Below are 24,797 nucleotides of genomic sequence, written 5' to 3'. Positions count from 1 at the left end.
GACGGGCCATGGCGCGTCAGCCTCATCCTTTTCCCATGGAGCTGAACATTAATGCAGAAAATTCCCGTTACTCGCGATGGCAAGAGAGGTTCCGAGGTATTTGTAGTCGATGCATCCGATGTAATCAAGATCGACCGCATTCGTGACCGCGAAGTCATCATTTATACCAAAGACGAACAGTACTACCTGGATTTTTCCTTTGACAACTTAGAAGAATGGTTATTCGAGGACGGTTTTCGCCAGCTGGACAGCGCCAATATCGTCAATATGAATCATGTCGATCATTACGATTCCAAGAAAGGCCTACTGTTTCTGACATCAAACCGGAAGAGTCAAATCACGGCAACCGCCGCTAGAATTCATAAAGAGCACATTGAGAATGCCATGCAACTCATCAAGACATCCGAGGCCGCTTTATCGGAGGACAATCCCATTCTTCAGGAGGAGCTGTTCGCCAAAATCCTCAGCGAAACCGACGATTACCAGCTGCTGCGCTCCTATGCCACCATACGTGCGGTAAATGAACGCAGGCTTGCGGAGCAAAAAATTTTGCACATGGCCTACCACGACTCGTTAACCAACCTGCCTAACCGCACGATGTTTGACGAAAAGCTGAAAAATTATTTTGAAGAAGCGCAGCGTATCGGTTCGATGATGGCCGTTATTTTTCTTGATTTGGATCGTTTTAAAGTGATTAACGATACACTTGGACATCAGGTGGGAGATCAGCTGCTTCAAATGCTGGCCCGCAAGCTCCAAGAATATGTACGCGGCAAAGATATCGTTGCCCGCTTCGGCGGTGACGAATTCATCATCCTGCTTACGGGTATAACGCAGGAGGAGGAAGCGGCTCAATTTGCCAGAGGAATACCCGAATTGCTTAAAGAACCGTTCGTTATTGAGGAGCATGAGCTGTTCGTTACGCCAAGCATCGGCATTAGTATTTACCCCAAAGACGGCACCGAAGTGGAAAGCCTTTTAAAAAATGCGGACATCGCCATGTACCGTTCTAAAGAGAAGGGTGGCAATTCATATCATTATTACCACCCGGATATGAACAAGCGGTCGCTGCACCGTTTGAACCTTGAGGTGCATTTGCGCAAAGCCCTTGAGCGCGGAGAATTTGAAGTATATTTTCAGCCGATCGTTGATCTTCGCAGCGGATCCGTGTTTGGTATGGAGTCCCTTGTCCGTTGGCAGCATCCCGAATGGGGCATGATATCCCCTGCGGAATTTATTCCTCTGGCTGAAGAAACCGGTCTGATCGTACCGATCGGCAACTGGGTATTGAAGCAGTCCTGCAAGAAGAACAAGGAGTGGCAAAGCAAGGGCTTCTATCCTCTGGTTGTGTCCGTCAACATTTCGGCCATACAATTTCATCAGTCGAATTTTGTACAGGTGGTTATGGATGCCCTGCAGGAATCCGGCTTGGCCCCCGGTCAGCTCTGTCTGGAAATCACAGAAAATGTGGCCATGAAAAACGTTCCGTACGTCATCGAGACATTGCAAAAGCTGAAGGTGCTCGGCGTACGACTCTCCATTGATGACTTTGGCACCGGTTACTCCTCCTTAAGCTACTTGAAACGGTTCCATGTACATACGCTGAAAATCGACCAATCGTTTATTCGGGACATTTCCACCGATGAAGACAGTACTGCCATTGTAACCGCGTTGATCGCCATGTCCCGTCAATTAAAGATCAAGTCCTTGGCCGAAGGCGTAGAAACGACGGACCAGCTCCATTTCCTGATTGCTCAGGGCTGCGACGAGATTCAAGGCAATGTGTTCAGTAAACCGATCCCCGCCAATGACTTTGAACATTTGATTAAAAATAACAAGCAATTGTACTTAAACATCTGAGCCAGGAAAAAAGGCGGCCTCCGGCTGCAACTTTTTTTCTTTTTTTTTCGTCAAATGTTTGGTAATTTAGTCCATTTGGAGAGGATCTGAACCATGTCAGCACCTTTGTCCCGCAGCTCCCGTTCGCCATCGCATTCTTTAGCTGCAGCAGCTAATAAGAGAAAAAAAAACGTTAAAAAACGCGGTGCCTCCGCTTCGCTAACCTTATTTTTCTACACTCTTTTCGTCTTGTTGTTCTTCGGCGTTCTATTCTCATTATGGTTTTTTCTAACCGAATCAGGCACTAACCTACGATTTATGATGGCCGATACGCTGATTACAACACAGCACCGGCATTGGGCCAAATACATCATCGGCAGTGATGAGCTGGAGAAGCGGGTTAACCGGTATTGGGCGCAGTTTGACACCTATTCGGAAATCAAGGATAAGGGGCTTGTCCATGTAGGCGGCCAACCGACCTCCCCCGTTCATAAAGAGATAAAGAAGCCCATTGAGATTGAAGATATTCAGGGGACCAATTTTAAAGGAAAGCTCTTGATTGTCCATGATCCGACGATGCTGCGCATCGCTGTCCCCGGGAAAGCCGGAAAAGGAGAGAAGGTTTCCGATATGGTAAAGCGTCTGGATGCCCTGGCCGGCGTGAATGCGGGAGGGTTTGTTGATCCGGAATGGAAAGGAAACGGCTTTCAACCCACAGGTCTGGTCATGTCCAGGGGGAAAATATTTTATAATGACGGCGGCATGAATACTCCAAATCATATCGTCGGTATCGATAAAGAGGGACGTATGATCGCAGGAAAATATTCACCTTCCGAGCTTCTAAAAATGGGTGTGCAGGAAGCAGTCACGTTCGCTCCCAAGTTTATCGTCAACGGTGTCGGGCTGATCAAAAACCAAGCCGAAGGCTGGGGAATCGCACCGCGGACCGCGATGGCCCAAAAGGCTGACGGGACGGTGATGTTCGCCGTAATTGACGGGCGTCAGCCCGGACACAGCATCGGCGCTACACTTTACGACATCCAGAAAATCTTTCTGGAGCGCGGCGCCGTGACGGCAGCTAATTTAGACGGAGGCTCATCCTCGGTGCTGGTGCTCGGCAATCAAGGAAATCCGGCTGGCTCCGCCCCTAAAACAAATACGGCCGTTATTGTGAATAAGCCGTCCAGTGAATATGGCGAGCGATATCTGCCGACAGCCTGGCTCGTATTCGAAGATCCAAAGAAAGCGAACATCCGCAATATTTGGGAAGGACTGGACCCGAGTAAAATCGACCCCTCCAAATGGTAAATCCATGAGGAAAACGGGGCCTGGAATTTCAATCCGGGTCCCGTTTTGTATGTTATGATTCCTCACGTTCTGCAGTTGTGGCGGCTACCGACGCTGCGGCTGCAGCAATATCATCCTGCTGTGGATCAGCTTTTTCCTTTTTCCAGGATTTCACTTCCTCCCCTACCTGAACCGCCACTCCTTTAGCTTTGCCCGCCCAATCGGAAGCATGCCGTCCGATCGTCTCTACCGTCGATTGGGACGTTTCGGACACGGCAGTAAAAATCTGCTTCGACTTCACAGCAACATCTCCTGCCAGCCGTTGTGTCTTCTCGCTGACCTGCTGAACTCCATCCGCAATGTCGTTTCTCAGCTCACGCCCCGACTTGGGCGCCAAAAGCAGTGCGGTTACGGCACCCAGCACACTGCCTATCACCGCTCCGATCATCAAATCCTTATTTTTTTTGTTTGCCGTCATTTTTTCTTCACTCCTTGGATTGATTTTTGGATGCCTTCAGTCGATGCCAGAGATGAAGTCCTGTCGTCATCAGCTCCATCAGGTCCTTGGCGGTATCCCGATTGTTAAGTACAGCTCTGCGAGCCTCCAATACCGTATCCTCCACGGCTAACGACACCGCTTTGACACTACGGGACATCCGGCCCACCGCCTCGCCCGTTTCATTCACTGCAGCAAACCAGACGTCAACCGTACGCAGCTTTTCCTGAATTTCTTCCATTACTTCAGTCGAGACCTTAAGCAGCCGCTCGGATTCCTCCGATGTTCTGCGCAGATGCTCCTGCATATTTTCGAGCTGCCTTTCGCTGCGTTTCAGCGTCTCTGTTGCCGTTCGTATCAACCGGGTGGCGAAAAATACGAATAGAAGGAATGCGAGCATGCAGAGCAAGAGTCCCCATTGCCACCACACCGCCGTCACCTCCGATCCATCAAGCTTCTGGACGAATGCCTATGAGATATTACATTATAAGACGCAGAAAGGCATTTTGACACAACATTTGAAAAAAAGGTTGCAAAAGCCTGTGCGAATGGAAAAACATGAGCATTTCATTGCCTCAGCCAGGTTGGCAACATACAAAAAGAAGGTATAATGGAGAGAAGTGATTGCGTTTTCTAATTCGCATGATTACATAAAGAAAGCGGTGGATACAACGATATGAACAAGGAGCACGGCTTACAACAAATTGAACAGGGAAAAATCATAGCTATTGTACGGGGTGTGGAAGAAAAGCACATTGCAGGTGTCGCGCAGGCGCTGTTGGCCGGGGGCATTCCCGTCATGGAGATTACGATGAATACCCCCGGAGCGCTCCGAATGATCGGAAAGCTGCAGGAGCAGTTCGGCGAGCATATGTACATCGGGGCCGGGACCGTATTGGATTTGGACGATGCCCGTGAAGCACTGGACGCAGGCGCATCCTATTTGGTCACCCCCAATATGGATGAAGAAGTGATCGCTTATGCCGTCCGTCGCGACGCTCCGATCTTCCCCGGGGCCATGACGCCGACGGAAATCGTAAAAGCATGGAAAGCCGGTGCGACAGCTGTGAAAATCTTCCCCGGGGCCAGTCTTGGCATGGGTTACATTAAAGAGCTGATGGGACCGCTGAACCACATCCCTATGATGGCTGTCGGGGGGGTTAATGAAGATAATATCAAAGAATTTATGAATATCGGCTGCTACGGAGTCGGCATCGGCGGCTCGCTTGTCAATTTAAAAGAAATTGCCGCCGGCAATTATGGCTGGATACAGGAAAAGGCATCGCGGTTAGCAGCTCGTTTAAAAGCTTAAGTTTGCTTTTATCGGAGAAAGCAAATGAGATCGAGGCTTGATGCAGCAAAAAGGCGGCCAAACGGCCGCCTTCATCTTTGCTTTATGCCTTCAGCACATCGTGGTCCACGTAGCGCTCACCGTTCAGCTCGCTGATCACGTTGATCGCCACCTTGGCTCCGTCTCCTGCTGTAATGATCGTATGCACGCTAACTCCTGCGGCCGTTCCGGCCGCCCAGATGCCTGGTACTGCCGTCTTGCCGTTAATGTCGGCATCAATGACCGTTTTAATCCGAGGCTCCGTACCCGGCTTTGTGGCTACGCCAATCTTTTCCGCGAGTTCGACGGAAATGCCCGTGGCAAGAATGACATGCTTCGCCTCATAGCTTCCGTTCTCCGTTTCTACCTGGAAAACATCACCGGATTTGGTTACGCTGACCACCTTGGATTGTACCAATTCAGCGCCAAACTTGGCTGCTTGCTTCTTTCCGATTTCCACGAGATCCGGACCCGAAATTTCCATGACTCCATAGTGATTCTCTACCCATGCCCGTTTCGTCATGCTTTGATCACTATCGATTACTACTGTCTTCTTCCCGGCCTTAGCGGCGAAAAGCGCTGCACTCGATCCGGCTGGTCCTGCTCCAATAATAGCAACATCGTAAGACATGATACATTCTCCTTTCCAGTCTCGAACACGCGAACAGAGAGAGGGTTCGCTGCTCCAAATTTCTAACAAAATCGAATATACTACTATAAAGTAAGAGCGAGTCTATTACCATTATCCTCCAAACCAGTTGCTATGTCAACTTCGTACGTCAACCGGCAACCTCCGTTTTCTCTAAAAAAAGTTCAAATAAATTTTTCGTCGAAAATTTAATATTTTTGTAACAATTTACCCATCAATATACGTTATTATGATAGATAGTGCATATTTTACCTTATCAGGAGGAACTACGGATGTTGTCATCACGCAAGAAGAATAAAAAGAAGCGCAAAACGCTGCGCAGCGTCCTGCTCACCCTCGGGATTTTGGGTATCGGAGCAGCAGGCTATGCAGGGTATTTAATACATAAAGCGGATACTGCGCTGAAACAAATGTCCGTTTCCGCCGCAGGCGTGAATAAGGCAGATGCAGAGATTGGCACGGAGCTTAAACCGATGAGCTTCCTGCTTGTCGGGTTGGATAATCGCAGCGGCAGCGGCGGAAGCATGAACAGCGACGTGATGATGCTGGTCTCGCTCAATCCTGAGATGCGTTCGGCCACCATGGTTTCCATCCCGCGAGATCTGCAGCTAAAGCCAAGAGAATTCGGGTTATCCTCTCAGAAAGCCAACTATTATTTTGCTTACTATTACAATAAGGACCGCGAAACGGCCTTATCCAATACCAAACAATTTTTCAGCAATATGTTTAATGTGCCTATCGATTATATGGCGGTAATCGATTTTGACGGCTTCCGTCAGGTGGTCGATGAGCTTGATGGAATTGAAATTGATGTAGACATGGATATGCGGTATGTTGATAACTACGACGGGACGAACATTAACCTGTCCCAAGGGCTGCAAACGCTCGACGGCAAGGAAACGCTTGATTTTCTGCGCTACCGCAAATCCAACAGGGGCACGCAGGAATCCTCGGACATAGCCCGTAACGAAAGGCAGCAGAAGGTTGTCTCTACACTGCTTGATAAAATGACTTCGTTTAACGGTATCACCCAATGGGGCGGATTGCTCGAAATTGCCGGCAGAAACGTACAAACGGATATTCCGGCAGATCAGCTGCGCAAGTTTATCTTGACCTTCCAAAAGCTTAAGCCCGATCATATCGAATCGATTCCACTGGAGGGACGTTGGGACAGCCCTTACATTGTCCCCAAAGAAGAGGATCTCAGCGCCGCCATTGCTTCACTTCGGACCCAGCTGGGCCTGCCTGCGGAAAGCAGCACGGTTACCCGTGCGACCTATGGCTCGAGCTCGCTTTCCAAGCGCTTCGGCATTGACCCTTATATCCCCGAGCGCAGGGAGCAAAGCACAAGCCAATCATCAAACAACAGGACAGCCCGATAAAGGGCCTCCTGTTATTTGTGCTGTCTAAATTTACCGAGCGGTGAAATAAAATAGTCGAAACGAGCAAGCCGGACCCGTGGATCAAAGCTTTAGTAGGAAGCATTAGTTTAATAGGTCGCAAACAGCTGTTTTAAATCCGACACGAGTTCACCGTTCGCCTCTTCCTGCTCACTTTCGAATTTTTCGATCAATGAAGCCGTAACAAATTCGGCATTGACACTATAATGCTTCAGCAAAGCCGCCAGCTTCTCCAAATGCTCATGGTTTTCGATAATTTCATTCATCCTGCTCATTACAGATGTCTCCTGAAAATTTGGGTAGCGGCCAAGGACGCTGCCGCATCGTCCATATCGTCATAAAATTCCTCGTCGTCCGGATGGACGATTTGTTCGTTTAATATTTCCGCCGCTTCACCTTCCGTCAAGTGTCTGCCGAACTCCAGCTCCAGGCGCCGCTTGTATTCGTTCTCCATGTTTTTCCCTCCAGCTTGGTATGGATATTATTTTTTTCCGAACTTCCGATTTTTATAAAATAAAAAACCATCTCCAGCGGCACGACCGTTCAGAAGATGGTTTATTTAGGTTGTATAACATAGGCGCAGTGGCTGCCTCCCTTAGCCAGACATTCCGTTCGCTCCACCCGCGCTTCTTTGCCAAGCAGGCTTTCGAACATCTCCAGCTCGCAGCTGCAAGCATGATTATATTGGTTCGCCACCTGCGAGATGGGACAGTTATGCTCCTTCAGCAAAAAGGACCCGTCTTCTTTACGTTCCAGCTCCACCATGTAGCCGTTCGCATTCTGAATGTCGGAAAGCTCCATTATCCGGTCTGCCAAGGCTTTTCCTTCCATCCGGTTCTCATAGCGTTTGATCAAGCGCTGCTTTCTGCGATCGAACAGCAGATTCACCTTATCTTCTCCCAAAGCGGCTTCCAGCTCTTCCAACAAATCCAACGTTAAATGCTGGTATTTTTTAGGAAACAAGTCCTCCGCGTTCTCTGTCAGCGAATACTGATTCATGGGTCTGCCTATGGCCTGCCGAACCAGCTCCGATTCAATCAGGTTGTCTCGCTCCAGCGTGTTCAAATGACGCCTTACGGCCATTTCTGTGATAACCAGCTGTCTGGACATCTCGCCAACGCTCAGCGGCCCCTTGGTTTTAAGCATGGTCAAAATCATTTTTCTTGTGGATATATCCGTCTCGTGGTTCATCCGGTCTCACCGTCCTTCTTGTTAGCCGAACGCCGCTTCAACCTGGCGCGTCTTGTACCGTCTGAATACAACACATTGTAAACGAAAATAATCCATAAGTAAATGACCATACTTCAGTGCACAAAGAACCGCGAAAGAGGCTTGAGAGCGGATTTTTACTGTATGATATCCCGGATGGTTTATCATGTACCCGCTGCCAAACCGCCTAAAGCATTTCCTTACGTATGAACGCGGGTACGGCTTCGGCGAATACCGAGAGTGCTTCCGGAAGCCGGATAATCATGGGATGCAATCCATTATCCATAAGCTTTGTGTAATCCTGAGTTAACGGGCGGCGCAGCAAAACCAGTTCTTTTAACACGGCAGCCGTCTCCTGCCCGAAAACGCCCTCATCGCCCAAAATGTCGATGATATCCTCATAGCTGCTTGCATCGCGCATCATAAACGCATCGATCAGCAGACTGCCTACATCGGTGACCGTTTCGATAGCAAGATGAAGCGCCCGCTCTTGAGCGAATTGCAGGAGAAGCGGGTCCCCCGAAGCTAGCGCCTGCCCGTCTGCCGGCCATGCTTCTCTTAACTTGGCGCAAGCCTTTAGCAGCGTAGGCACAAAGGACAAACGCAGATCGATTTGCTCCTGATTGACATAGTACATGCGGTTATCTCCGTTTCTTATTTTTCCGTTTAGACCATAACAGAATCACAGGGAATGATATTAACAACAGAACAATCAGCAGGACGGCCTGCATCAAGTATTCGTAGCTCATCGTTATTCATTCTCCTTACAGTGTATACCTTCGCGCACATATGCCCAATGGTTCGTCGGGCCGTGACCTCCGCCAATTCCCAGTTCGTTACGGATCGCCAGTGTAATGAAGCGCTTGGCCGTATGCGCGGCTTCCAGAAGCGGCTTTCCTTTGGCAAGCTCGGCGCAAATCGCCGCGGAGAAGGTGCAGCCTGTCCCGTGCGTATGGCGCGTCTCATAACGCTTTGCTGTCAGCAGGTGAAAGCTATCACCGTCGTACAGCACGTCGGTAGGCTCGCCGCTGCGGTGACCGCCCTTCACGATCGCTGCTGAAGCGCCAAGCTCCTTCACGATCCGCGCAGCCGCCATCTTCATATCCTCAAGTGAAGACAAGGTCATCCCCGTGATGACCTCCGCTTCCGGAATATTCGGAGTAACCACAGCAGCCAGCGGCAGCAGCTTTTCGCGCAATGCGTCCTGAGCATTCGCGGCAAGAAGGCTGGCTCCGCCTTTTGCGACCATCACAGGATCTACCACCAATCGTTTAAGGCCTGCTTTACGAATACAGCCCGCTACAAGCTCAATGACCTCCGGCTGTGAAAGCATGCCTGTTTTGGCCGCATCGGCTCCAAGATCCGAAAGGACCGCCTCGATCTGCTTTTCGATTCCTTCGAGCGGGATATCGTATATTCCATGCACACCCAATGTATTTTGTGCCGTGACGGCCGTGATGGCGGACATTCCGAACACGTCCAGCATTTGAAACGTTTTGAGATCGGCTTGAATCCCCGCACCGCCGCCGCTATCCGAACCGGCGATGGTCAGAGCTTTAGATATGACCATTCCTACAATCTCCTTATTCAATAAGATACACTAATGTCGGGAATTTCCTTCATTTTAAGTTTAGTCTTCCGTCGGTTTACCGTCAAGAAGCCGAATGGAAAGGGTCGATCGGTTTGGTGATCATTTTATGACAACTGGAATAAACGTTTTGACGCCGCCAAAGCGAAAGCGTTATGATGAAGTTAACGAATGAGCTACAGAAAGGGTCCGATCTTTTTGACAATGTACAGGAGGCATGCGCTGCACGTTATCACCACGGGAAGACAGGAGCTTGGCGAGGTGGCCGCCATTTTAAAACGGTGCCCGGCGACGCTCATCGATGTCCTGCATGTACGCGAGAAGCACAGGAGCGCACACGAGCTTGTACGGTGGCAATCGGCGCTCAAGCCACTGCTTCCCGGGACAGCGATCGTGCTGAACGATCGTTTGGACGCAGCGCTGGCCGCTTCGGCGGAAGGCGTGCAGCTCACAGGAAACAGTCTGTCTCCCGCCGAGGCTCGGGCTGTTGCCCCCAAAGGCATGATGATCGGCTGCTCGGTACATTCTGCAGATGAAGCAGCCGCGGCTTCACGCCAAGGAGCGGATTATCTCATTTTCGGTCATGTATACGCTACGGCCTCGAAGCCCGGGCTTGCCCCTAGAGGCATTGCCGCTCTTAAGGAGGCCGTCGAGGCTGCAGCCATACCGGTCATCGCCATTGGAGGCATTGAGCCGCATAGCGTAGACGAGGTTCTATCCACCGGGGCAGCAGGGATAGCTGTGCTTTCTTCTGTCCTGCTGCACACTGACCCCATTGGACAAGTATACGCTTTCCGTGAAGCGCTCGATCGGACTAAGCACAAACCAAGGAGAGGATTAACATGAGCACGGCAGCAAAAGAACCCGGCGGCAGCACAACAGCTCCCTCCGCAATCATTATCGGAGGTGGGGTCATCGGCTGTGCCGCGGCCTATGAGCTGTCTAAAGCCGGTTTTACCTGCACCCTTCTAGATAAAGGGGGTATGAATCAGGAAGCGTCCACAGCTGCCGCAGGTATGCTTGGGGCTCAGGTGGAAACGCATCACCCCGGGCCGTTCTATGAGCTTTGCCGGCAAAGCCAGGACATATATCCTGCTTGGATCGATGAGCTGGAGCAGATCAGCGGTGTGTCTGTACAATACATCGGCAAGGGCATTCTGCGCGCCGCCCTGACCGAAGACGACGAGCATGAGCTCCGCAGCCGTCTGTCGTGGATTCAGAAAGCCGACTGGCTGAACCCGGAGGAAATGCGGAAGATAGAGCCGGAGTTGTCCTCCGCCATACGGGGAGGATTACATTTTCACGCCGATCATCAGGTCCATCCGGTCTGGCTCGCCAAATCGCTTCGCGCAGCCATAGTACGTCAGGGCTGCCGCATTCGCGAATGGACGCCCGTATTCAAGCTGCTGGCAGAGCCCGGTACCGGACGAATCTGCGGCGTTCAAACCTCGGAGGGTCCCCTGCATGCCGATATCCTCGTCCTTTCTACCGGAGCCTGGAGTCCGGCATTGACCGAACCGCTTGGCATCAGCTTAGACATGTTTCCCGTAAAAGGGCAGTGCATATCGGTCAAAACCGGAGCTCCCCTTATCCGTTCTACGGTGTTTACTCATGGCTGCTATATTGTACCGAAGCTCGACGGAAGCTATATTGTCGGAGCTACGCAAGAGGAAGCCGGTTTCGATAAGCAGGTTACCGTAAAGGCCATTGCCGGGCTTCACGGCAAAGCTGCCGAGCTGCTGCCTCGGATGGAAGAGGCTGAATTTATAAGCACATGGGCGGGGCTGCGCCCCGGGACGCGGGACGGGCTGCCGTTCCTCGGCACAATTCATGAGCATCCCGGATTGATTTTCGCAACGGGTCATTACAGAAACGGAATTCTACTCGCTCCGGTCACCGGCAGAATCGTTGCCCAGATCGCGAAAGGAGAAAAGCCGCAGATGGATCTCAAGCCATTTTCGCCTCTGAGAGCTTCTGCAGCAGCTATAGGATCATGATGATTTCAAACGGGCGAGCAGCGCCCAGCGCCGTTCATGACGGCGTTTGTATTTCGGAAGCCCCCGGTAAAGTTCCACAGCCTCACGGAACGCCCGGCGGGCTTCTTCCTCTCTGCCTAACCTGCGATACAACAACCCTAGCAAATAATACGCTTCGCAGGAAGAGGAATTCACCTCACGGAACCGCTCCAGATACCCGATCGCTTTCCTGGTATCCGTACCCGCGAAGGCTTCGCCCAATTTCAGAAAGGGATCGCCGTATTTTACTCTGGGATTGAATTCAACCGCCTGCAGAATCAAGCGTTCTCCTTCTTCCACCTTTCCGAGCTTCAGCTTGCAAATCCCCTTCTCGCTCAGCACATCCGCGGAATCCTCCATCACTTCGCCTACCTGCTCCAGCAGCTCAAGCGCCAAAGCATATTTTTTTTGTTCCATATAGATTCTGGCAATATCCAGCTTGGTCGAAGTATGATGCGGGCTGAGACGAAGCTCCTCCTTGAGCCTCGACAAGCGTCGCGATCTTTTAAGCGGCTTAAGCACGCTCGGCGTGATTCCAATAAAGCGGCGATCCAGCATATAAAAAATGATCAACAGTACGATAAGTGCGATGAACGGATTGCCTAGAATCCACCACAACATGGAAAAAATCAAAATTTTGCCCATTCTTCATCACTTCCTGCCCTCATTTATTCTTAGCCGATTGTACCACATTTGGCTAATTAAATAACAACGCGCAAGCCTATCCCGGTTTGGACAGCCCGATCCGGACATTTACCCTTTATTTTGCAGTATAATCAAGATATGGCATAATGACAAAATGAAAAGAAAAAATGTTCGAAATCGCCCGGCTACATGTGAACGTTCTCTGAACGTGCAGGAATTCGCAGAAGCGTCAGCGAATGGGTGATTTGATAAGGTAAGCCGATCAGGAGGAACCAAGAATGATGAACGAAGCACAGGCTGACAAATGGCGGAAAACAAGGCAAATGGGAAAAGCAAAATATGTAATGTACTGCGGAGTCGTAAGCTGGGGATTGCTGCTGACCCTTTTTTTTACCGGGATTGAATGGCTTTCGCAACAGACCTTCATCAGCTCGTGGTTTACGATCCGTCTTGTGGTATTTAGCATCGTCGGATTTTTCATCGCCAATTTCCGTTGGGATGCGAACGAAAGAAAATTTCATCAATGGTCACAGAAGCAGAAGTAAGGAGTCGGATGGCAGGCTTCCGACTCCTGCTTTTTTTCATTCATCTTCTCTATTCTCCACCGGTACCTTAACATCCCGGCCCGGTTGGTTGACCGTTTCTTTTGACTTTAAAAAAATTATTCACTTGACTTTCGTAAGTTATTTCGATTATTATACTTACGTAAAGTAAGTTATTATAAAAACTTCTTTCAACTTAGAGGAGGCTGCACTATGTCTACCGTATTATTTATCAAAGCAAACGATCGTCCTGCCGATCAAGCAATCAGTGTCAAGCTGTACAATACTTTTTTGGAAAGCTATAAACAGTCTCACCCTGCTGACCAAATTACAGAGCTGGACCTGTTTGCCGAAAATCTTCCTTATTACGATACTGTCGCCATGACCGGTATGTACAAGCTTGCCAACGGATTTGAGCTGACTGCAGAAGAAAAGCAGGCGACCGAAGTCGTTAACCGCTATCTGAATCAATTTTTGGCTGCCGATAAAGTGGTGATTGCTTTTCCATTGTGGAACTTCACCGTCCCTGCACAGCTGATCACATACCTCACTTACCTAAGCCAAGCAGGCAAAACATTCAAATATACTGCAGAAGGCCCTGTTGGTCTTGCCGGCGACAAAAAGGTCGTACTGCTTAACGCCCGCGGCGGCGTTTACTCAGAAGGTCCGATGGCTCAATTGGAAATGTCGCTTAATTATGTCAAGAACATCATGGGCTTCTTCGGAGTTACCGATATTGAAACAACGGTCATCGAAGGACACAATCAGTTCCCTGACCGTGCGCAATCCATCGTAGAAGAAGGATTGAACCAGGCTTCCAAGCTGGCTGCCTCCTTCTAAGCACGTAAACGCAAGACTCCCGGTCCGGCATGCCGCACCGCGGAGTCTTTTTCTTTTCCCTAAGAAAAAAAACGCAAAAAAATAGCCCGCAATCTCCGGGATTGCAGGCTATCAAGGGATATATATATTAAAAAGGGGGTCGATAATTATTATAAACCATGAACATTAAGTCCAAATAAAAGACAGATTACAGTTTTGTTACATTCTATCCGAACCTGTTATCCATTTGTGGGCGCCGGCTCTCCGCCTGCTTTCTTTTTCATGACGAATTGGGCGAAAAAGAGCAATACCTCATTGTTTACGAATGAAATAATTAAACCAAACAAGCCGAACATACGCGAAAAATGGTGATCCGGTCCCGCAAAAACCGATGCCCACCACCAGCAGGCAGCGACTGTGATAATCACGTTAACCGCAGTACCTGTCAAAAACGACAGAAGAAGCTTTTTGGTTTTGAGCATGAAGCCGATGCCGACAAGACCTGTCAAAATACACCCGGCTCCCAGAATGAACCAATAAATGGAGTCATATGTCAAGGTGTTCCACTCCCCGAAAGATTACCTAGCTTTCACTACTTCATCCACAAGATTACCACGAAACCATTAGCCGTACAACCGTCCCTCTCCTATAGACTTAAAATTGTCATTTGTTTGAAGACATCGTTAACGAACCGTCATTGAATTGACAAAAATACCGGTTGAGTGGATTCATCATGTATAAAATCCTCCCGCATTTTGACAAGGTCTTATACCTCTCCCAATGTAGGCTTCGGGAAATTGGGCAATTCGTGGTACAATGGATACTGTAGATAAGTATAAAGGGGGATTCCATGACAAGCCGGCAAGATTTATATGAGTTGGAGGAAACATTCAGACAGTTGTTTCGAAGAATAAGAGCAAGCTGGTCCAAATTTGAAGAGCAAGGTGTATCGGCTTCGCAAGCCATTATTCTGGAAAAATTGGATAGCGAGGGACCCCTCAAGGTATCCCAAATCGCCGAAGCGCTATGGATTACTTCCGGGGCCGTTACAACGTTATCCGATAAGCTGATTGCGGGAGGGTTTGCCGAAAGGACCCGGTCTGAGGAAGACCGCAGGGTGGTCATGATGGAAATTACGGACAAAGGCAGAGAAATCCTCGCTGCCTTGAAGGCCCATAGGAAAAAAGTGGTTGAGGCATACTTTGGAGAATTACCCGAAGAGGATGTACGTCATTTAAACCGCATTTTCAATCAGATATTAAGCAGAGAAGAGACATCTTAAACCGCTGCACTGCGCTTAAGAACGCAGTTTATTCATTAGCGGCACACGGTATTTCGTGAGAGCGAACAGAAAAACATAGTAGCCTGTGACTGTGAAAATCACGCTGTTGATGATGGCGCCTGCTGTAAAATCAATGCCCAGCTGCGCCCAGCTTTGAACACTCTCTGCGGCTTCCACATATTCCACTTTATCAATGTCGATATCTGCAGGAGCATGTCTGCTGAAGTGCGAAGATACGAACCCGCCGATTTTATAATTGAGGTAGAACAGTACCGGCCAGAGAAAAGAACCGAGCGCCGCAGCAAGAACAGCTGCCGCTACACTGGCTTTAAACAAGCGTGCCAGCGCGGCTGAAAGAAGAGCTCCGATACCGAACGTAGGAAACCAGCACGGAATAAAACCTACAACCAGACCTAAAGACACATTACGTGCGGCCGACTTCACCCGGATTAACCGGATCAGGGCCCATCTCCATTTTCTTGTCCATTTCATTATTCCATCTCCTGAACCTCTGATAAAAACGAATAGGAGCAGCTATGGCTCCTATTCGTTTGGGCTTCCATGGTACTTATTCTCCATTATAGTTACGGAACCGGTCTGTGACAAGGGTAAGTCTGCATCATTCCGCTTCATCAGAATCATCTTTTGCCATAACCGTTCATACCATAATAGCAACAAAGCCGAGAAGGAGCGTGTCTGTATGTACCATACGATTCAGCTTCTAATGTGGTTGGCGTTGCTCGGAGCGATCCTCGCTGGGTTTATGGCGGTTTTGCTTCAATTCATTGTAAGCGATTCCATAGAATACGATATGGAATTTTTGTGGAACCATCGATATACACTTGAAGATCTGAACCTCGACAGGGAAGAGCCATCATGAATGAAAGACGGCCTCGGCAGGCCGTTTTCTCTTTTTTATTACGCTTAACTTAAGGAATCCGGGGCCGAAGCAGATGAGCCGCCCTTTCCTTCCCCCAGCCGGGAAGCTTGAAGCACTAAAGCAAACATCAGCACATAGAACAGAACCAAGACCCATAACGCCTGTTGAATGGATAGGCGTTCCATAAGCCATCCCGTCAAGAGAGGAACGAGGGCGCCGCCAACCCCTCCCGCGGCAATCAGCATGCTGGTAATCCGTTCCTCTCTTCCCCGGAAGAACTCATTGGCATAAACCAGCGCAACGGCAAACATGCCGGACATCATAAGTCCGAGAAGAAGGATTAATGCGAAGCTGGATACTGCTCCGCTTACCATGATAAAGCCGGTCAAAATCAAGGCTCCCCCGATGGAGCTGATAAGCAAATACCGTGATTTACCCAGCTTCTCCGCGAGCTGCGCGGCAAATAACCGGCCAACGGTAACAGCGGCCCAAAAGCAGGTGACTCCCAGCGCACCGATTTCCGGTTTAACCCCTGCGTTCTCAATAAGAATGGCCGGCATGAAGTTGGCCACGCTCATCTCTGTTCCTACATAAACCACAAAGATGAGCAAAAACAAGATCAGCAGCTTCCAGGAGCTGCCGCTCATGCTCATCCGGGTCCGGGCTTCCTTAACTGCGGCATGGCCGCCGGTCTGGCGGCTCATATGACGCTGCATGTTACCCATCGGCAGCTTTGCCCAAAGAACCAAAACGATCATTGAAAGGAGACTCAAGCTTAGGAAGGAGCCCCTCCACCAGCCAGCAGCCATGAAGGCGGAGGAAACAAGCGGCATGACTAAAGCGCCCAGGCCGAAGAAAACCTCCAGACGTGTCATGGATGAAGTTTTTTGACTTCCTTCCATATGTTGAATGACCAAGGTGCCGATGATCGCCTCCACCATCCCGAATCCAAATCCGGCCAAAGGCGCGGTCGCGAGCACCAGCCCCCAAGCCGGCAGAGAGAAAAAGACCAGCTGCGCAGCGCTCAAGAAGAACAGACACAGCAGGAGCGCTCCCCGTTTACCAAGCGTTCGGGCACACCCGGGCCCTGAAAGGACTCCGATTAAAAACCCTGAGAATTGTAAGGATACAAGAAGACCTCCATCGCTGTAATCCTTGCTGTAATAAGCCAAAATTTCAGGAAGAAGAGAGCCCATAATGACATGAGCTAATCCGATCAACAAATAAGACAAGCACCCCGTCCAAAAAAATGCCTTCATCTGCTCCACCCGTTCATATGCTTCTTAAATACTGATCTCATCTGTAGATCACTTTAAAGCAATCAATCCCGCAATGCAATGATATCCGCCACAGCCTTGTCCGTATTTAACCAACATAAAATTGCTTAAGCTCCGCCATGCTATAGAAGCAAGACCACTTTATTTGACGTGACGCAAAGGAGCTGACAAGGGATGAGCCATTCACAAAGACGTCTGGAAAACCAATGGAAAATCCGCAAGCAAACTCAGCAGCCGCACGGTAAAATCAAGTCTCTTGCGCAATACTCGGCTGAGTATGATGCCGACCATCCGAAACAATAGCAGCCGAAGACCCCACCGAGGCGCAGCCCGTGGGGTCCCTTAATCGTCCTTCTATCTTGTCGAGACACAATTTCGTCCTTTATGTTTAGAAGTGTATAGCGCCTGATCCGCACGTACCAAAAGCGACTCCGCGGTATCGCCTTTTCTTAGAGAGGCAATACCGAAGCTTGCCGTGATCCGGAAGGAATCCAGCGTTTGCCGCTCCACCTCGCTTCGCAGCTTCTCAGCCACGACAATCGCTTCATCAATACCTCTCCCGCTCCCGGGGACAATAACCGCAAATTCCTCCCCCCCGTATCTGGCGAACACCATATGGTCCGGCAGAAGGCTTTGCATGACACCGGAGACATGCTTAAGCAGTTTATCTCCTTGCGCATGTCCATAGGTATCGTTAAAGCGTTTGAACCGGTCGATGTCCATCAGAATCAAGCTGAATATCTCTCCCTCTGTTATCGAACGTTCCAATGCCAAATCCAGTGACTCGTCAAAATACCGCCGGTTCCCGATGCCGGTTAACCCATCCAAATACACCTGCCGTCGGCTCTGTTCAAAATGATGCTTCAGCATCAGCCGCATATGCTCGATATGATCGAAAAGCTTGCCCAGCTCATCATTTTGCTTGAGCTGCGGTACAGACACCTCAAACTTTTGCTGAGCATATCCTTCTACAGCGGAGCTTAGCTCATTGATCGGACGGATGATCCGCCGCAGCTTTTGAACCACGTCAGACATTACCAAGCCTGTGACAATCGCACATACGATAATGGAAGCGAATAACGTTTTTGTGATGCTGGACGTATAAGCTGCCGATACGGCCGATTGCTTGGAGTGAATCATGCGCGAGATCTCCATGGACCGATTGCGAAAATCGTCGATGATCAATTTTCCGCCCAGCAGCTCCTCGGACGTTAATGCCTGTCCGTTTCTCCAGGCTTCCGCCTGCCGTGGTCCGTATTTTTCCTGCCAATACAGTCCGGCTTCCAATAATTGTCTAAAAGGTTCGATAAATTCAGGATATGCGGCGATATCGCCTTGCAGTTCCCTCATCGTTTCCAAATAATTCGATGACAAACTCTCGATGGACTGCAAAAACGTCACATCTCCGGTCAAGCTGTAACCCCGCTGTCCTGTTTCCTGATCGATCAACGTTTGTTGCAAAATCAGCACATTTCTCGAGATCTTCTCCAACTTCATGACTTCTTCATTCATTCGATTCAAAAAAACATTAATCAATGTCATCATAAATAGAAAAAATAGTCCCAGGACGAGCAGCATACGGGTCAAGCTTTCAATAATGTCGGAACCGAACCGATGTTTAGGAAGGAGTCTGAGCCATACATTGAACATGGAAAACTCCTCCCTTGTCGATAATGATGGTATAGTCCTATGATATGGTTTCAACGCATCTTTTTCAACAATTTTTGCTAGAAATGAATGATTTAAGGAGCCAGATACCGTAGGCGTGATCCTGCGGCGTCCCTGACACTGTACGTCAGGAGAAGCAGCTGGCGTTTGATTATTTTTTGGTCAACTGCTCTTGAGCCATTCGGATCATTTCCCGCACCATACGCCCCCCGATCTGACCTCCGATTTTTCCTGCCTCTTCCGTAGACAGGCTCCCGTTATCCGTGGGCCGTAAGGGTACGCCTAACGAACGGGCCACCTCGTATTTCACCAGATCCGGCCGGTCCCTGTTCACCGCATACCCAGCCCTCTGCATCACTTCCGCTTTAAGATTCTCCAATCCCTGTCCGGCTCCCGGAACGAGAGGCCTTCTTCCTCTTCTTCTTGTCATCTCATTATGACTCCTTTCCTTCTCAAAATCGTTTAAATATTTGACAGAATATATGTTCTTATTTATAATCAAAATATAGAACATGTGTTCTTGTTTCAGATGAAAGGATGGATGTTGCTTTGGCTTTACCAACGACTTTTGAACCGATGCAAGCCAAACAGATGCTCAATCCTGTAAAAGCTCCGTCCATGCCATTCGACTGGTCCATTAATCCCTACCGCGGCTGCCAGCACGGCTGCAGCTTTTGTTACGCACGTTCCACTCATTCCTTTTTGGGCATGAATGCGGATGATACGTTTCAGCATCATATTTTGTATAAAGATAATGCCCGCGAGGCTCTCGAAGCTCAGGTTGTCCGGATGCTCCGCTCGAAAAACGGACGGGAGAAGCTGGGTAAAGTAGCCATCGGTACGGCCACGGATCCATATCAGCCGCTCGAAGGCCGTTTGCTGCTCACCCGTCAGTGCTTGGAGGTCCTTGCGGCTTACCGGATTCCGGTCAGCATTACGACACGTTCCCCGCTCATTTTGCGTGATCTGGATATACTCCGAAAACTTACCGGCAGCTCCGTCAATATCAGTCTGAACACATTAGACAAAAATATTTGGCGTCACTTTGAACCTATGACTCCCTCGCCGCAGCGAAGACTGGAAGCAGTACGGAGCTTAAACGACGAAGGAGTGGAAACCGGCATATTCGTGGCGCCGATCCTTCCCTTCCTCACAGATAGCCCCAATTCACTGGAGCAGGTTGTTAAGCATGCATCCGGCGCGGGTGCTCAATTTATTATGGGATCGGTGCTCCGGTTGAACACGAGCGCAGTAAAGTCATGGTTTTTCGGTACGCTGCGGGAGCATTATCCTAAGCTTCTGGGACCTTTCGCACAGTTATACAGCCGTTCCGCATACGCTCCCAAGCCGTATAGAAACGAAACGCTTGACCGGCTGCATGACCTGCTTCATAAATATCATATCCCGGCATACCAGCCGTATTTGCAGCCTAACGGCAATGCACAGGCCATGGATACGAAAGCCTCCGAGCCTATCCAATTATCGTTTACATTCGATTAAATCAGCAGGCTGTAATGACAAACACCTCTTACAGCCTGGGAGGCTAGCTGTTTCTTCTTATTCGTTTAAACCAGCGGTACACGAAGAACAAAATCGCTCCCCAGAACAGAAGTCCGAGTAACGAAAAGCCGCCGTACGGCGTACCGAAACCGTATCCCGCACCGAAAAAACCGAACGGGTTCAGAATACTGCCTAATATAGCTCCGGCGGCAAAGCCGCCAAACAGACTGCCCAGGCCAGTCCCGCGGCCTGGTGCCGCTGTACCTCCTCCCGGCGGAACGGTGGTTCTGGGGTTATTTCTTACATTATCGCCCGGCGTCCTTGGAGCGGTTCCCACGCCGGGCGCCACCCCTCCCGTTCTTCCGCCTGTGTAGGAGCCTCTGCCCGATCTGTACCTGTTGGCTCCATAACTGCCGGAGTCCGTGCTCTGCCATTGTTCTTCATATGGTACAACGTTCTCCGCTTGGACCGGTTGGGCAGTAAAGAGCAGCAGTATAATGGAAGCCAGAAGAAAAAGCTTTTTCATAATACCTCCCTTGGAATATACAGATATCTAAGGTAAGTATTCTTCTGTATGACTGATGCTATTCAGCCGCTGCCTTGCGATGATTTGACAACGCGCCGAAGCCTGCTCACGAATGTTAAACAGGCTTCGTTACGGCTTGATCAGTTACTTTTTATTCATAGCGGTCCTGCAAACCAAAACAGCCTCCAGGATACGTCGATCCTAGAGACTTTTCCATAATCCGCCTAGTAGTTGGACCTGATGATTTGGTAATCCACAATCTTGTAGGTTACTGAATCCAGTGTGTACATAACCTCGACATCATTGCCCGCCAACGTAATCCGAAGCTGATTGCTGACGGAGTCCAGCTCCCGCTTTACTTGTAAATCATCTCCAATCATGGCGATGGACGCATAACCGATCGGAATGGGTTCATAGCCTCCGTCCACTTGTTTATTCTGGAAGCCAAACCTCCGTTCAGCCTCTGTCGGACCATAAACTTCCTGAAGCCGGTTGACGATCAGCTTCTTATCGCTCTCGTTTAACCATATGCCTTCCGGATAAACCCCGGCCGTTTGCAGAGTCCATTTTTCGATATGTGTGAATTTCTCCCACAATGGTTTATCCGATAGGTTACCATCTTGTGCGCTAAGGCTGACCTCCGGCTGGAGGAACTCAAAGCCTTCCGGCAATTGCTTGGCGCTTTCCTGCATTGCAAAAGCATCGGCTGCTTCTTGCACGGGCAATTCCTCCTCTTCACGGTCGATCCCATAGCCGAATATCCAACCGTTATTCTCCTTCAAACGTACGACGGTGCTTGTTGCCGGCCATTCCTGCCCGGTATACCGCTTGATGGTAAGCAGAGGGATTTTTCGTTCAGGCTGGGAAGGGGAGATATAGAAAAATGAGACCTCACCCGGGCCTTCCTTGATTTCAAGCGGTTTGCCGAGCCACGCCTGCGGAAGCCGCACATCAAAGCCATAGGCTTTGCTTACATACCTCTGCAGCACGGCAGAACGCGTAATCAGACTGTAATCGATAGTGTCAGTCACAGATGCCAACTGTGTTGAAGATACGCTATCCGTCTCCAAGCGTCCCTGCTTCCAATTCCCTTCTGCAATGATCTCCCCGAACAAGGAGACCAGCTTGCCCTCACCCTCTGCCTGGCCTGCTGAGAAAGAGCCGGTAAACTTGACTCCATTGGGATAAATGACTGTTTTCTTCGGTGATAACGCTTGGTCATCCCAATCCGGAGCCCATTTCATACCATTGCTCAGATAAGAAAAGCCTTTCCCGGTTCTTTTACCATAAGAAAAAATTCCCGAGTACTCCAGTGTGCCATCCGGTCTGTACGCCTTGCCCCAACCATGCAGACGATCATGATCAAAGCTGCCGCTGTACTGCAGTTTTCCGTCTTGGTTATACAGCTTCCCCGTACCATGAGCAAGCCCGTTGGACATATCCCCTTCATATATCAGATGTCCTTCTGCACTGTACAGCTTTCCTTTTCCGTTCGGAATGCCTCCGAACAATTCTCCTTCATACCGGCTGCCGTTCAAATAAACAAACGTGCGGGCATCAGAAGCGTCTTCAATCAGAATGACCCGCTTTGCCGCATCCCAATCCAGCTTCATATCCAGATGCCTCAAGGCGTTGACCGGAAGATAAGCTGTTCCGTCCACCAGCCTGGGAGCAGCGGACAAATCGTGCATATTTCCATTAAATGCCCCGCGATCATAACCGATACTCACCTTCAACGAGCGGTTTTGGTTTCCGGTTTGCTTATCTGCCGTAATGGTCTGACCCTCATTGTACCAGGTGATCTTCCATCCGGACGCCTCCAGCACCTCCCGTAACGGGATGAGAAAGCCGTCCTTTTCCTCGATCGGCGCATGCTGCAGCTTCAGGCTGTTTCCGTTCAGGTGAACGGCTGCAGGTGACGGCGGATCGTTCGCTTGTGCGGAGGCGGGTACCAGTAAACCCAGCACAGTTATCCACGCCAATACATTTTTAGTCTTCATCTTCAACCCCCCAAAATCATGAATTCATTACTTCATTCTCAAACGCATCTCGGGGAGCACAGGTTGAAGTGAACCGGACGAATAATTTGATTATTGCGAACAATAAAGAGCCGTAATCCGCTTTTCGAGGGAATACGGCTTTAGGTAAACATGGAGTTTCAAAAATTAGTGCGCCTCTTCTTTGATCGCTTTTAGCTTCTTCATCAGGTCGCTGCCGCCGCGTCCGAAATAGTCATGCAGCTTGATATACTCCTGATAGAGCTGTTCATACACAGCCGCATTTTCGGGAATCGGCTTGAATGTTTCTTCGCGGATACGCGCCATCTGCTCCGCCGCTTCCACGATGGAATCATAACCGCCCTGAGCCGATCCCGCCGCTACCGCGCCGAACATCGCCGCACCAAGAGCCATCGTCTGCGTGGAATCGGCAATCTTAATCTCACGGTTCGTCACATCAGCATAGATTTGCATGAGGAGACGATTGCGCTGAGGCAGGCCTCCGCAGGCATAAAGCTCGTGAACCTCTACACCATTATCGTGGAACGCATCGACAATCTTCCGCGTCCCGAACGCCGTCGCTTCCAGTAAAGCGCGATAAATCTCCTCCGGCTTGGTTGAAAGCGTGTATCCGATCATGAGTCCCGTCAAATCGGTATCGACCAGTACGGAACGGTTGCCGTTCCACCAATCCAAGGCAAGAAGTCCGGACTGCCCCGGCCGGTAAGCCGCGGCCCGCTTCTCCAGCCATTCGTGTACGCTTATGCCTTCCTGCTCAGCCTCCTTGGCCACATATGCCGGAGACCCATGTTCTACATACCATGCAAAAATGTCTCCTACAGCCGATTGGCCCGCTTCATAGCCAAAATAACCGGGAATGATCCCGTCTTCCACAACACCGCACATCCCCTCCACCTGCTTCTCCTTCTCGCCGAGCAGCATATGGCAGATCGAGGTGCCCATCGCCATCACAAGCTTGCCAGGAGTAACGACTCCGACCCCCGGCACCGCCGCGTGGGCGTCCACGTTGCCGACGGCGACCGCTATGTCCGGACAAAGTCCCATCTGCTCCGCCATTTCCGGTGTAAGCCCCCCGGCTTTGGTGCCAAGGGGCACTACCTCGCCGCGAAGCTTTGTTTCGGTCAAGCTCGTCAGCCGCGGATCCAGCTCTTGGAAGAACTCCCTGCTTGGATATCCCTCCTGCTTATGCCAGATGGCCTTGTAGCCGGCCGTACAGCTGTTGCGCAGAATATGGCCTGTCATTTGGGATACGACCCAATCCGCCGCTTCGAGAAACCGATCCGTTTGGGAATAAATTTCCGGCGCCTCATTGAGAATTTGCCATACCTTAGCAACCATCCATTCCGATGAAATCTTGCCCCCGTAACGGAGAAGGAACGCTTCTCCGCGCTGTTCGGCAATCTCATTGATTAGATTGGCTTCATCCTGAGCCGCATGGTGCTTCCACAGCTTGGGCCAGCTGTGCGGTTGGCTTTGAAGTTCGGGCTTAAAGCACAGCGGTATTCCCTCGGGGTCGACCGGCAGCATCGTGCAGGCCGTAAAGTCGATCCCGATCCCGATCACATCGTCCGGACTTACGCCTGACTGCTTTATCACCTCCGGCACCGAACGCTTCAATACTTCGATATAGTCGCCGGGATGCTGCAGCGCCCAGTCGTGCTCAAGCCGGACCCCGGAGCCTGGGAGCTCTTCATCGATAACACCATGCGTATACGGAGTGACATGCGTTGCCACTTCCGCACCGTTCGAGAGATCGACAAGCAGCGCGCGTCCCGATTCTGTTCCAAAATCAATGCCGATCGCGTATTTTTTGTTCATGGATGGCCA

29 protein-coding genes are annotated in these 24,797 nt (G+C 50.1%); 12 read left to right on the top strand and 17 right to left on the bottom strand.

Annotated features, from left to right (window positions below; genetic code table 11):
* The first annotated feature begins 51 nt into the window (after positions 1-51).
* Together ACZYR9_RS15040 and ACZYR9_RS15035 are read left to right on the top strand one after the other, a co-directional pair.
* Positions 52-1,860 (top strand): EAL domain-containing protein, encoded by a 1,809-nt coding sequence (locus ACZYR9_RS15040; RefSeq protein ID WP_488979303.1) that lies wholly within the window; start codon positions 52-54, stop codon positions 1,858-1,860.
* Between the two features lie 93 nt (positions 1,861-1,953).
* On the top strand, positions 1,954-3,147 hold the full coding sequence (locus ACZYR9_RS15035) for a phosphodiester glycosidase family protein (protein WP_488979302.1): 1,194 nt from the start codon (positions 1,954-1,956) through the stop codon (positions 3,145-3,147).
* 52 nt (positions 3,148-3,199) lie between these two features.
* Here the strand turns inward: ACZYR9_RS15035 and ACZYR9_RS15030 are convergent, their stop codons facing one another.
* Positions 3,200-3,604: a YtxH domain-containing protein gene (locus ACZYR9_RS15030; RefSeq protein WP_488979301.1), complete on the bottom strand. Its 405-nt coding sequence runs from the start codon at positions 3,602-3,604 to the stop codon at positions 3,200-3,202.
* 7 nt (positions 3,605-3,611) lie between these two features.
* Positions 3,612-4,052: a DUF948 domain-containing protein gene (locus ACZYR9_RS15025; protein ID WP_488979300.1), complete on the bottom strand. Its 441-nt coding sequence runs from the start codon at positions 4,050-4,052 to the stop codon at positions 3,612-3,614.
* Positions 4,053-4,298: 246 nt separating this feature from the next.
* Here ACZYR9_RS15025 and ACZYR9_RS15020 point away from each other — a divergent pair, with 246 nt between their 5' ends.
* Entirely contained in the window at positions 4,299-4,934 is a 636-nt protein-coding gene (locus tag ACZYR9_RS15020) for a bifunctional 4-hydroxy-2-oxoglutarate aldolase/2-dehydro-3-deoxy-phosphogluconate aldolase (protein WP_488979299.1), read from the top strand.
* Positions 4,935-5,016: 82 nt separating this feature from the next.
* On the opposite strand, the gene ACZYR9_RS15015 is transcribed toward ACZYR9_RS15020, so the two are convergent.
* Positions 5,017-5,583 (bottom strand): NAD(P)/FAD-dependent oxidoreductase, encoded by a 567-nt coding sequence (locus ACZYR9_RS15015; RefSeq protein WP_488979298.1) that lies wholly within the window; start codon positions 5,581-5,583, stop codon positions 5,017-5,019.
* 290 nt (positions 5,584-5,873) lie between these two features.
* Here ACZYR9_RS15015 and ACZYR9_RS15010 point away from each other — a divergent pair, with 290 nt between their 5' ends.
* Positions 5,874-6,983, top strand: coding sequence for an LCP family protein (locus tag ACZYR9_RS15010; RefSeq protein ID WP_488979297.1), 1,110 nt, complete (start codon positions 5,874-5,876; stop codon positions 6,981-6,983).
* Positions 6,984-7,090: 107 nt separating this feature from the next.
* Here ACZYR9_RS15010 and ACZYR9_RS15005 read toward each other — a convergent pair whose 3' ends face one another.
* The 5 genes from ACZYR9_RS15005 to thiD all read right to left on the bottom strand — a co-directional run bounded on the left by ACZYR9_RS15005 (position 7,091) and on the right by thiD (position 9,780).
* Positions 7,091-7,276, bottom strand: coding sequence for a hypothetical protein (locus tag ACZYR9_RS15005; protein ID WP_488979296.1), 186 nt, complete (start codon positions 7,274-7,276; stop codon positions 7,091-7,093).
* On the bottom strand, positions 7,276-7,455 hold the full coding sequence (locus tag ACZYR9_RS15000) for a hypothetical protein (RefSeq protein WP_488979295.1): 180 nt from the start codon (positions 7,453-7,455) through the stop codon (positions 7,276-7,278). The genes ACZYR9_RS15005 and ACZYR9_RS15000 overlap by 1 nt, the downstream gene beginning before the upstream one ends.
* Positions 7,456-7,556: 101 nt before the next feature.
* Positions 7,557-8,192 (bottom strand): helix-turn-helix transcriptional regulator, encoded by a 636-nt coding sequence (locus ACZYR9_RS14995; RefSeq protein ID WP_488979294.1) that lies wholly within the window; start codon positions 8,190-8,192, stop codon positions 7,557-7,559.
* 205 nt (positions 8,193-8,397) lie between these two features.
* Complete coding sequence (locus ACZYR9_RS14990; protein WP_488979293.1) at positions 8,398-8,847, bottom strand: DUF86 domain-containing protein; 450 nt, start codon at positions 8,845-8,847, stop codon at positions 8,398-8,400.
* A 114-nt stretch (positions 8,848-8,961) separates the two neighbouring features.
* Complete coding sequence (gene thiD / locus ACZYR9_RS14985) at positions 8,962-9,780, bottom strand: bifunctional hydroxymethylpyrimidine kinase/phosphomethylpyrimidine kinase (RefSeq protein WP_488979292.1); 819 nt, start codon at positions 9,778-9,780, stop codon at positions 8,962-8,964.
* Positions 9,781-9,969: 189 nt separating this feature from the next.
* On the opposite strand from thiD, the gene ACZYR9_RS14980 reads away from it, so the two are divergent.
* A complete protein-coding gene (locus tag ACZYR9_RS14980; protein ID WP_488979291.1) occupies positions 9,970-10,644 on the top strand; it encodes a thiamine phosphate synthase in 675 nt (224 codons plus the stop codon).
* A complete protein-coding gene (gene thiO / locus ACZYR9_RS14975; RefSeq protein ID WP_488979290.1) occupies positions 10,641-11,795 on the top strand; it encodes a glycine oxidase ThiO in 1,155 nt (384 codons plus the stop codon). Before ACZYR9_RS14980 ends, thiO begins: the two co-directional genes overlap by 4 nt.
* Here the strand turns inward: thiO and ACZYR9_RS14970 are convergent.
* Positions 11,790-12,458: a tetratricopeptide repeat protein gene (locus tag ACZYR9_RS14970; protein WP_488979289.1), complete on the bottom strand. Its 669-nt coding sequence runs from the start codon at positions 12,456-12,458 to the stop codon at positions 11,790-11,792. The genes thiO and ACZYR9_RS14970 overlap by 6 nt on opposite strands.
* 278 nt (positions 12,459-12,736) lie before the next feature.
* Here ACZYR9_RS14970 and ACZYR9_RS14965 point away from each other — a divergent pair, with 278 nt between their 5' ends.
* Positions 12,737-13,003: a hypothetical protein gene (locus ACZYR9_RS14965; RefSeq protein ID WP_488979288.1), complete on the top strand. Its 267-nt coding sequence runs from the start codon at positions 12,737-12,739 to the stop codon at positions 13,001-13,003.
* A 210-nt stretch (positions 13,004-13,213) separates the two neighbouring features.
* On the top strand, positions 13,214-13,840 hold the full coding sequence (locus ACZYR9_RS14960) for an FMN-dependent NADH-azoreductase (RefSeq protein WP_488979287.1): 627 nt from the start codon (positions 13,214-13,216) through the stop codon (positions 13,838-13,840).
* A 218-nt stretch (positions 13,841-14,058) separates the two neighbouring features.
* Here ACZYR9_RS14960 and ACZYR9_RS14955 read toward each other — a convergent pair whose 3' ends face one another.
* Complete coding sequence (locus tag ACZYR9_RS14955; protein WP_488979286.1) at positions 14,059-14,376, bottom strand: hypothetical protein; 318 nt, start codon at positions 14,374-14,376, stop codon at positions 14,059-14,061.
* 293 nt (positions 14,377-14,669) lie between these two features.
* On the opposite strand from ACZYR9_RS14955, the gene ACZYR9_RS14950 reads away from it, so the two are divergent.
* Positions 14,670-15,101, top strand: coding sequence for a MarR family winged helix-turn-helix transcriptional regulator (locus tag ACZYR9_RS14950; RefSeq protein WP_488979285.1), 432 nt, complete (start codon positions 14,670-14,672; stop codon positions 15,099-15,101).
* 15 nt (positions 15,102-15,116) lie between these two features.
* Here the strand turns inward: ACZYR9_RS14950 and ACZYR9_RS14945 are convergent, their stop codons facing one another.
* A complete protein-coding gene (locus ACZYR9_RS14945) occupies positions 15,117-15,593 on the bottom strand; it encodes a DUF2062 domain-containing protein (RefSeq protein WP_488979284.1) in 477 nt (158 codons plus the stop codon).
* A 208-nt stretch (positions 15,594-15,801) separates the two neighbouring features.
* On the opposite strand from ACZYR9_RS14945, the gene ACZYR9_RS14940 reads away from it, so the two are divergent.
* Positions 15,802-15,981: a hypothetical protein gene (locus tag ACZYR9_RS14940; protein WP_488979283.1), complete on the top strand. Its 180-nt coding sequence runs from the start codon at positions 15,802-15,804 to the stop codon at positions 15,979-15,981.
* Between the two features lie 44 nt (positions 15,982-16,025).
* Here the strand turns inward: ACZYR9_RS14940 and ACZYR9_RS14935 are convergent, their stop codons facing one another.
* Positions 16,026-17,240: an MFS transporter gene (locus ACZYR9_RS14935; RefSeq protein WP_488979282.1), complete on the bottom strand. Its 1,215-nt coding sequence runs from the start codon at positions 17,238-17,240 to the stop codon at positions 16,026-16,028.
* Between the two features lie 192 nt (positions 17,241-17,432).
* On the opposite strand from ACZYR9_RS14935, the gene ACZYR9_RS14930 reads away from it, so the two are divergent.
* Positions 17,433-17,561, top strand: a complete 129-nt coding sequence (locus tag ACZYR9_RS14930) for a DUF6254 family protein (protein WP_488979281.1) — start codon at positions 17,433-17,435, stop codon at positions 17,559-17,561.
* Between the two features lie 51 nt (positions 17,562-17,612).
* Here the strand turns inward: ACZYR9_RS14930 and ACZYR9_RS14925 are convergent, their stop codons facing one another.
* Both ACZYR9_RS14925 and ACZYR9_RS14920 read right to left on the bottom strand, forming a co-directional pair.
* Positions 17,613-18,908: a diguanylate cyclase domain-containing protein gene (locus ACZYR9_RS14925; protein WP_488979280.1), complete on the bottom strand. Its 1,296-nt coding sequence runs from the start codon at positions 18,906-18,908 to the stop codon at positions 17,613-17,615.
* Positions 18,909-19,077: 169 nt separating this feature from the next.
* Positions 19,078-19,356: an alpha/beta-type small acid-soluble spore protein gene (locus ACZYR9_RS14920; protein ID WP_488979279.1), complete on the bottom strand. Its 279-nt coding sequence runs from the start codon at positions 19,354-19,356 to the stop codon at positions 19,078-19,080.
* Between the two features lie 119 nt (positions 19,357-19,475).
* On the opposite strand from ACZYR9_RS14920, the gene ACZYR9_RS14915 reads away from it, so the two are divergent.
* On the top strand, positions 19,476-20,426 hold the full coding sequence (locus tag ACZYR9_RS14915; RefSeq protein ID WP_488979278.1) for an SPL family radical SAM protein: 951 nt from the start codon (positions 19,476-19,478) through the stop codon (positions 20,424-20,426).
* Positions 20,427-20,469: 43 nt separating this feature from the next.
* Here the strand turns inward: ACZYR9_RS14915 and ACZYR9_RS14910 are convergent, their stop codons facing one another.
* From ACZYR9_RS14910 to ACZYR9_RS14900, 3 genes are all read right to left on the bottom strand, one after another.
* The gene (locus ACZYR9_RS14910; RefSeq protein ID WP_488979277.1) at positions 20,470-20,952 is read right to left on the bottom strand and encodes a hypothetical protein; all 483 of its coding nucleotides are present in this window, start codon (positions 20,950-20,952) and stop codon (positions 20,470-20,472) included.
* Between the two features lie 224 nt (positions 20,953-21,176).
* Positions 21,177-22,952, bottom strand: coding sequence for a stalk domain-containing protein (locus ACZYR9_RS14905; RefSeq protein WP_488979276.1), 1,776 nt, complete (start codon positions 22,950-22,952; stop codon positions 21,177-21,179).
* 165 nt (positions 22,953-23,117) lie between these two features.
* Positions 23,118-24,788 carry a ribulokinase gene (locus ACZYR9_RS14900; RefSeq protein ID WP_488979275.1) on the bottom strand — a complete coding sequence of 557 codons (1,671 nt, stop codon included), beginning with the start codon at positions 24,786-24,788 and terminating at the stop codon, positions 23,118-23,120.
* Positions 24,789-24,797: the final 9 nt, after the last annotated feature.

The organism is Paenibacillus sp. F024 (assembly GCF_057814255.1).
Note: the sequence above shows the minus strand (reverse complement) of the source record. Positions and strands in the feature narration are given on the sequence as shown.

Bases quoted from the DNA above. Each gene is read 5' to 3' on its own strand.
- ACZYR9_RS15005 (WP_488979296.1), bottom strand. From the start codon at position 7,276: ATGAGCAGGATGAATGAAATTATCGAAAACCATGAGCATTTGGAGAAG.
- ACZYR9_RS14990 (WP_488979293.1), bottom strand. From the start codon at position 8,847: ATGTACTATGTCAATCAGGAGCAAATCGATCTGCGTTTGTCCTTTGTG.
- ACZYR9_RS15040 (WP_488979303.1), top strand. From the start codon at position 52: ATGCAGAAAATTCCCGTTACTCGCGATGGCAAGAGAGGTTCCGAGGTA.
- ACZYR9_RS14935 (WP_488979282.1), bottom strand. From the start codon at position 17,240: ATGAAGGCATTTTTTTGGACGGGGTGCTTGTCTTATTTGTTGATCGGA.
- ACZYR9_RS15000 (WP_488979295.1), bottom strand. From the start codon at position 7,455: ATGGAGAACGAATACAAGCGGCGCCTGGAGCTGGAGTTCGGCAGACAC.
- ACZYR9_RS14965 (WP_488979288.1), top strand. From the start codon at position 12,737: ATGATGAACGAAGCACAGGCTGACAAATGGCGGAAAACAAGGCAAATG.
- ACZYR9_RS15020 (WP_488979299.1), top strand. From the start codon at position 4,299: ATGAACAAGGAGCACGGCTTACAACAAATTGAACAGGGAAAAATCATA.
- ACZYR9_RS14920 (WP_488979279.1), bottom strand. From the start codon at position 19,356: ATGACAAGAAGAAGAGGAAGAAGGCCTCTCGTTCCGGGAGCCGGACAG.
- ACZYR9_RS14900 (WP_488979275.1), bottom strand. From the start codon at position 24,788: ATGAACAAAAAATACGCGATCGGCATTGATTTTGGAACAGAATCGGGA.
- ACZYR9_RS15015 (WP_488979298.1), bottom strand. From the start codon at position 5,583: ATGTCTTACGATGTTGCTATTATTGGAGCAGGACCAGCCGGATCGAGT.
- ACZYR9_RS15030 (WP_488979301.1), bottom strand. From the start codon at position 3,604: ATGACGGCAAACAAAAAAAATAAGGATTTGATGATCGGAGCGGTGATA.
- ACZYR9_RS15035 (WP_488979302.1), top strand. From the start codon at position 1,954: ATGTCAGCACCTTTGTCCCGCAGCTCCCGTTCGCCATCGCATTCTTTA.
- thiO (WP_488979290.1), top strand. From the start codon at position 10,641: ATGAGCACGGCAGCAAAAGAACCCGGCGGCAGCACAACAGCTCCCTCC.
- ACZYR9_RS14980 (WP_488979291.1), top strand. From the start codon at position 9,970: ATGAGCTACAGAAAGGGTCCGATCTTTTTGACAATGTACAGGAGGCAT.
- ACZYR9_RS15010 (WP_488979297.1), top strand. From the start codon at position 5,874: ATGTTGTCATCACGCAAGAAGAATAAAAAGAAGCGCAAAACGCTGCGC.
- ACZYR9_RS14970 (WP_488979289.1), bottom strand. From the start codon at position 12,458: ATGGGCAAAATTTTGATTTTTTCCATGTTGTGGTGGATTCTAGGCAAT.
- ACZYR9_RS14930 (WP_488979281.1), top strand. From the start codon at position 17,433: ATGAGCCATTCACAAAGACGTCTGGAAAACCAATGGAAAATCCGCAAG.
- ACZYR9_RS14960 (WP_488979287.1), top strand. From the start codon at position 13,214: ATGTCTACCGTATTATTTATCAAAGCAAACGATCGTCCTGCCGATCAA.
- ACZYR9_RS14945 (WP_488979284.1), bottom strand. From the start codon at position 15,593: ATGAAATGGACAAGAAAATGGAGATGGGCCCTGATCCGGTTAATCCGG.
- ACZYR9_RS14910 (WP_488979277.1), bottom strand. From the start codon at position 20,952: ATGAAAAAGCTTTTTCTTCTGGCTTCCATTATACTGCTGCTCTTTACT.
- ACZYR9_RS14950 (WP_488979285.1), top strand. From the start codon at position 14,670: ATGACAAGCCGGCAAGATTTATATGAGTTGGAGGAAACATTCAGACAG.
- ACZYR9_RS14905 (WP_488979276.1), bottom strand. From the start codon at position 22,952: ATGAAGACTAAAAATGTATTGGCGTGGATAACTGTGCTGGGTTTACTG.
- ACZYR9_RS14940 (WP_488979283.1), top strand. From the start codon at position 15,802: ATGTACCATACGATTCAGCTTCTAATGTGGTTGGCGTTGCTCGGAGCG.
- ACZYR9_RS14995 (WP_488979294.1), bottom strand. From the start codon at position 8,192: ATGAACCACGAGACGGATATATCCACAAGAAAAATGATTTTGACCATG.
- thiD (WP_488979292.1), bottom strand. From the start codon at position 9,780: ATGGTCATATCTAAAGCTCTGACCATCGCCGGTTCGGATAGCGGCGGC.
- ACZYR9_RS14925 (WP_488979280.1), bottom strand. From the start codon at position 18,908: ATGTTCAATGTATGGCTCAGACTCCTTCCTAAACATCGGTTCGGTTCC.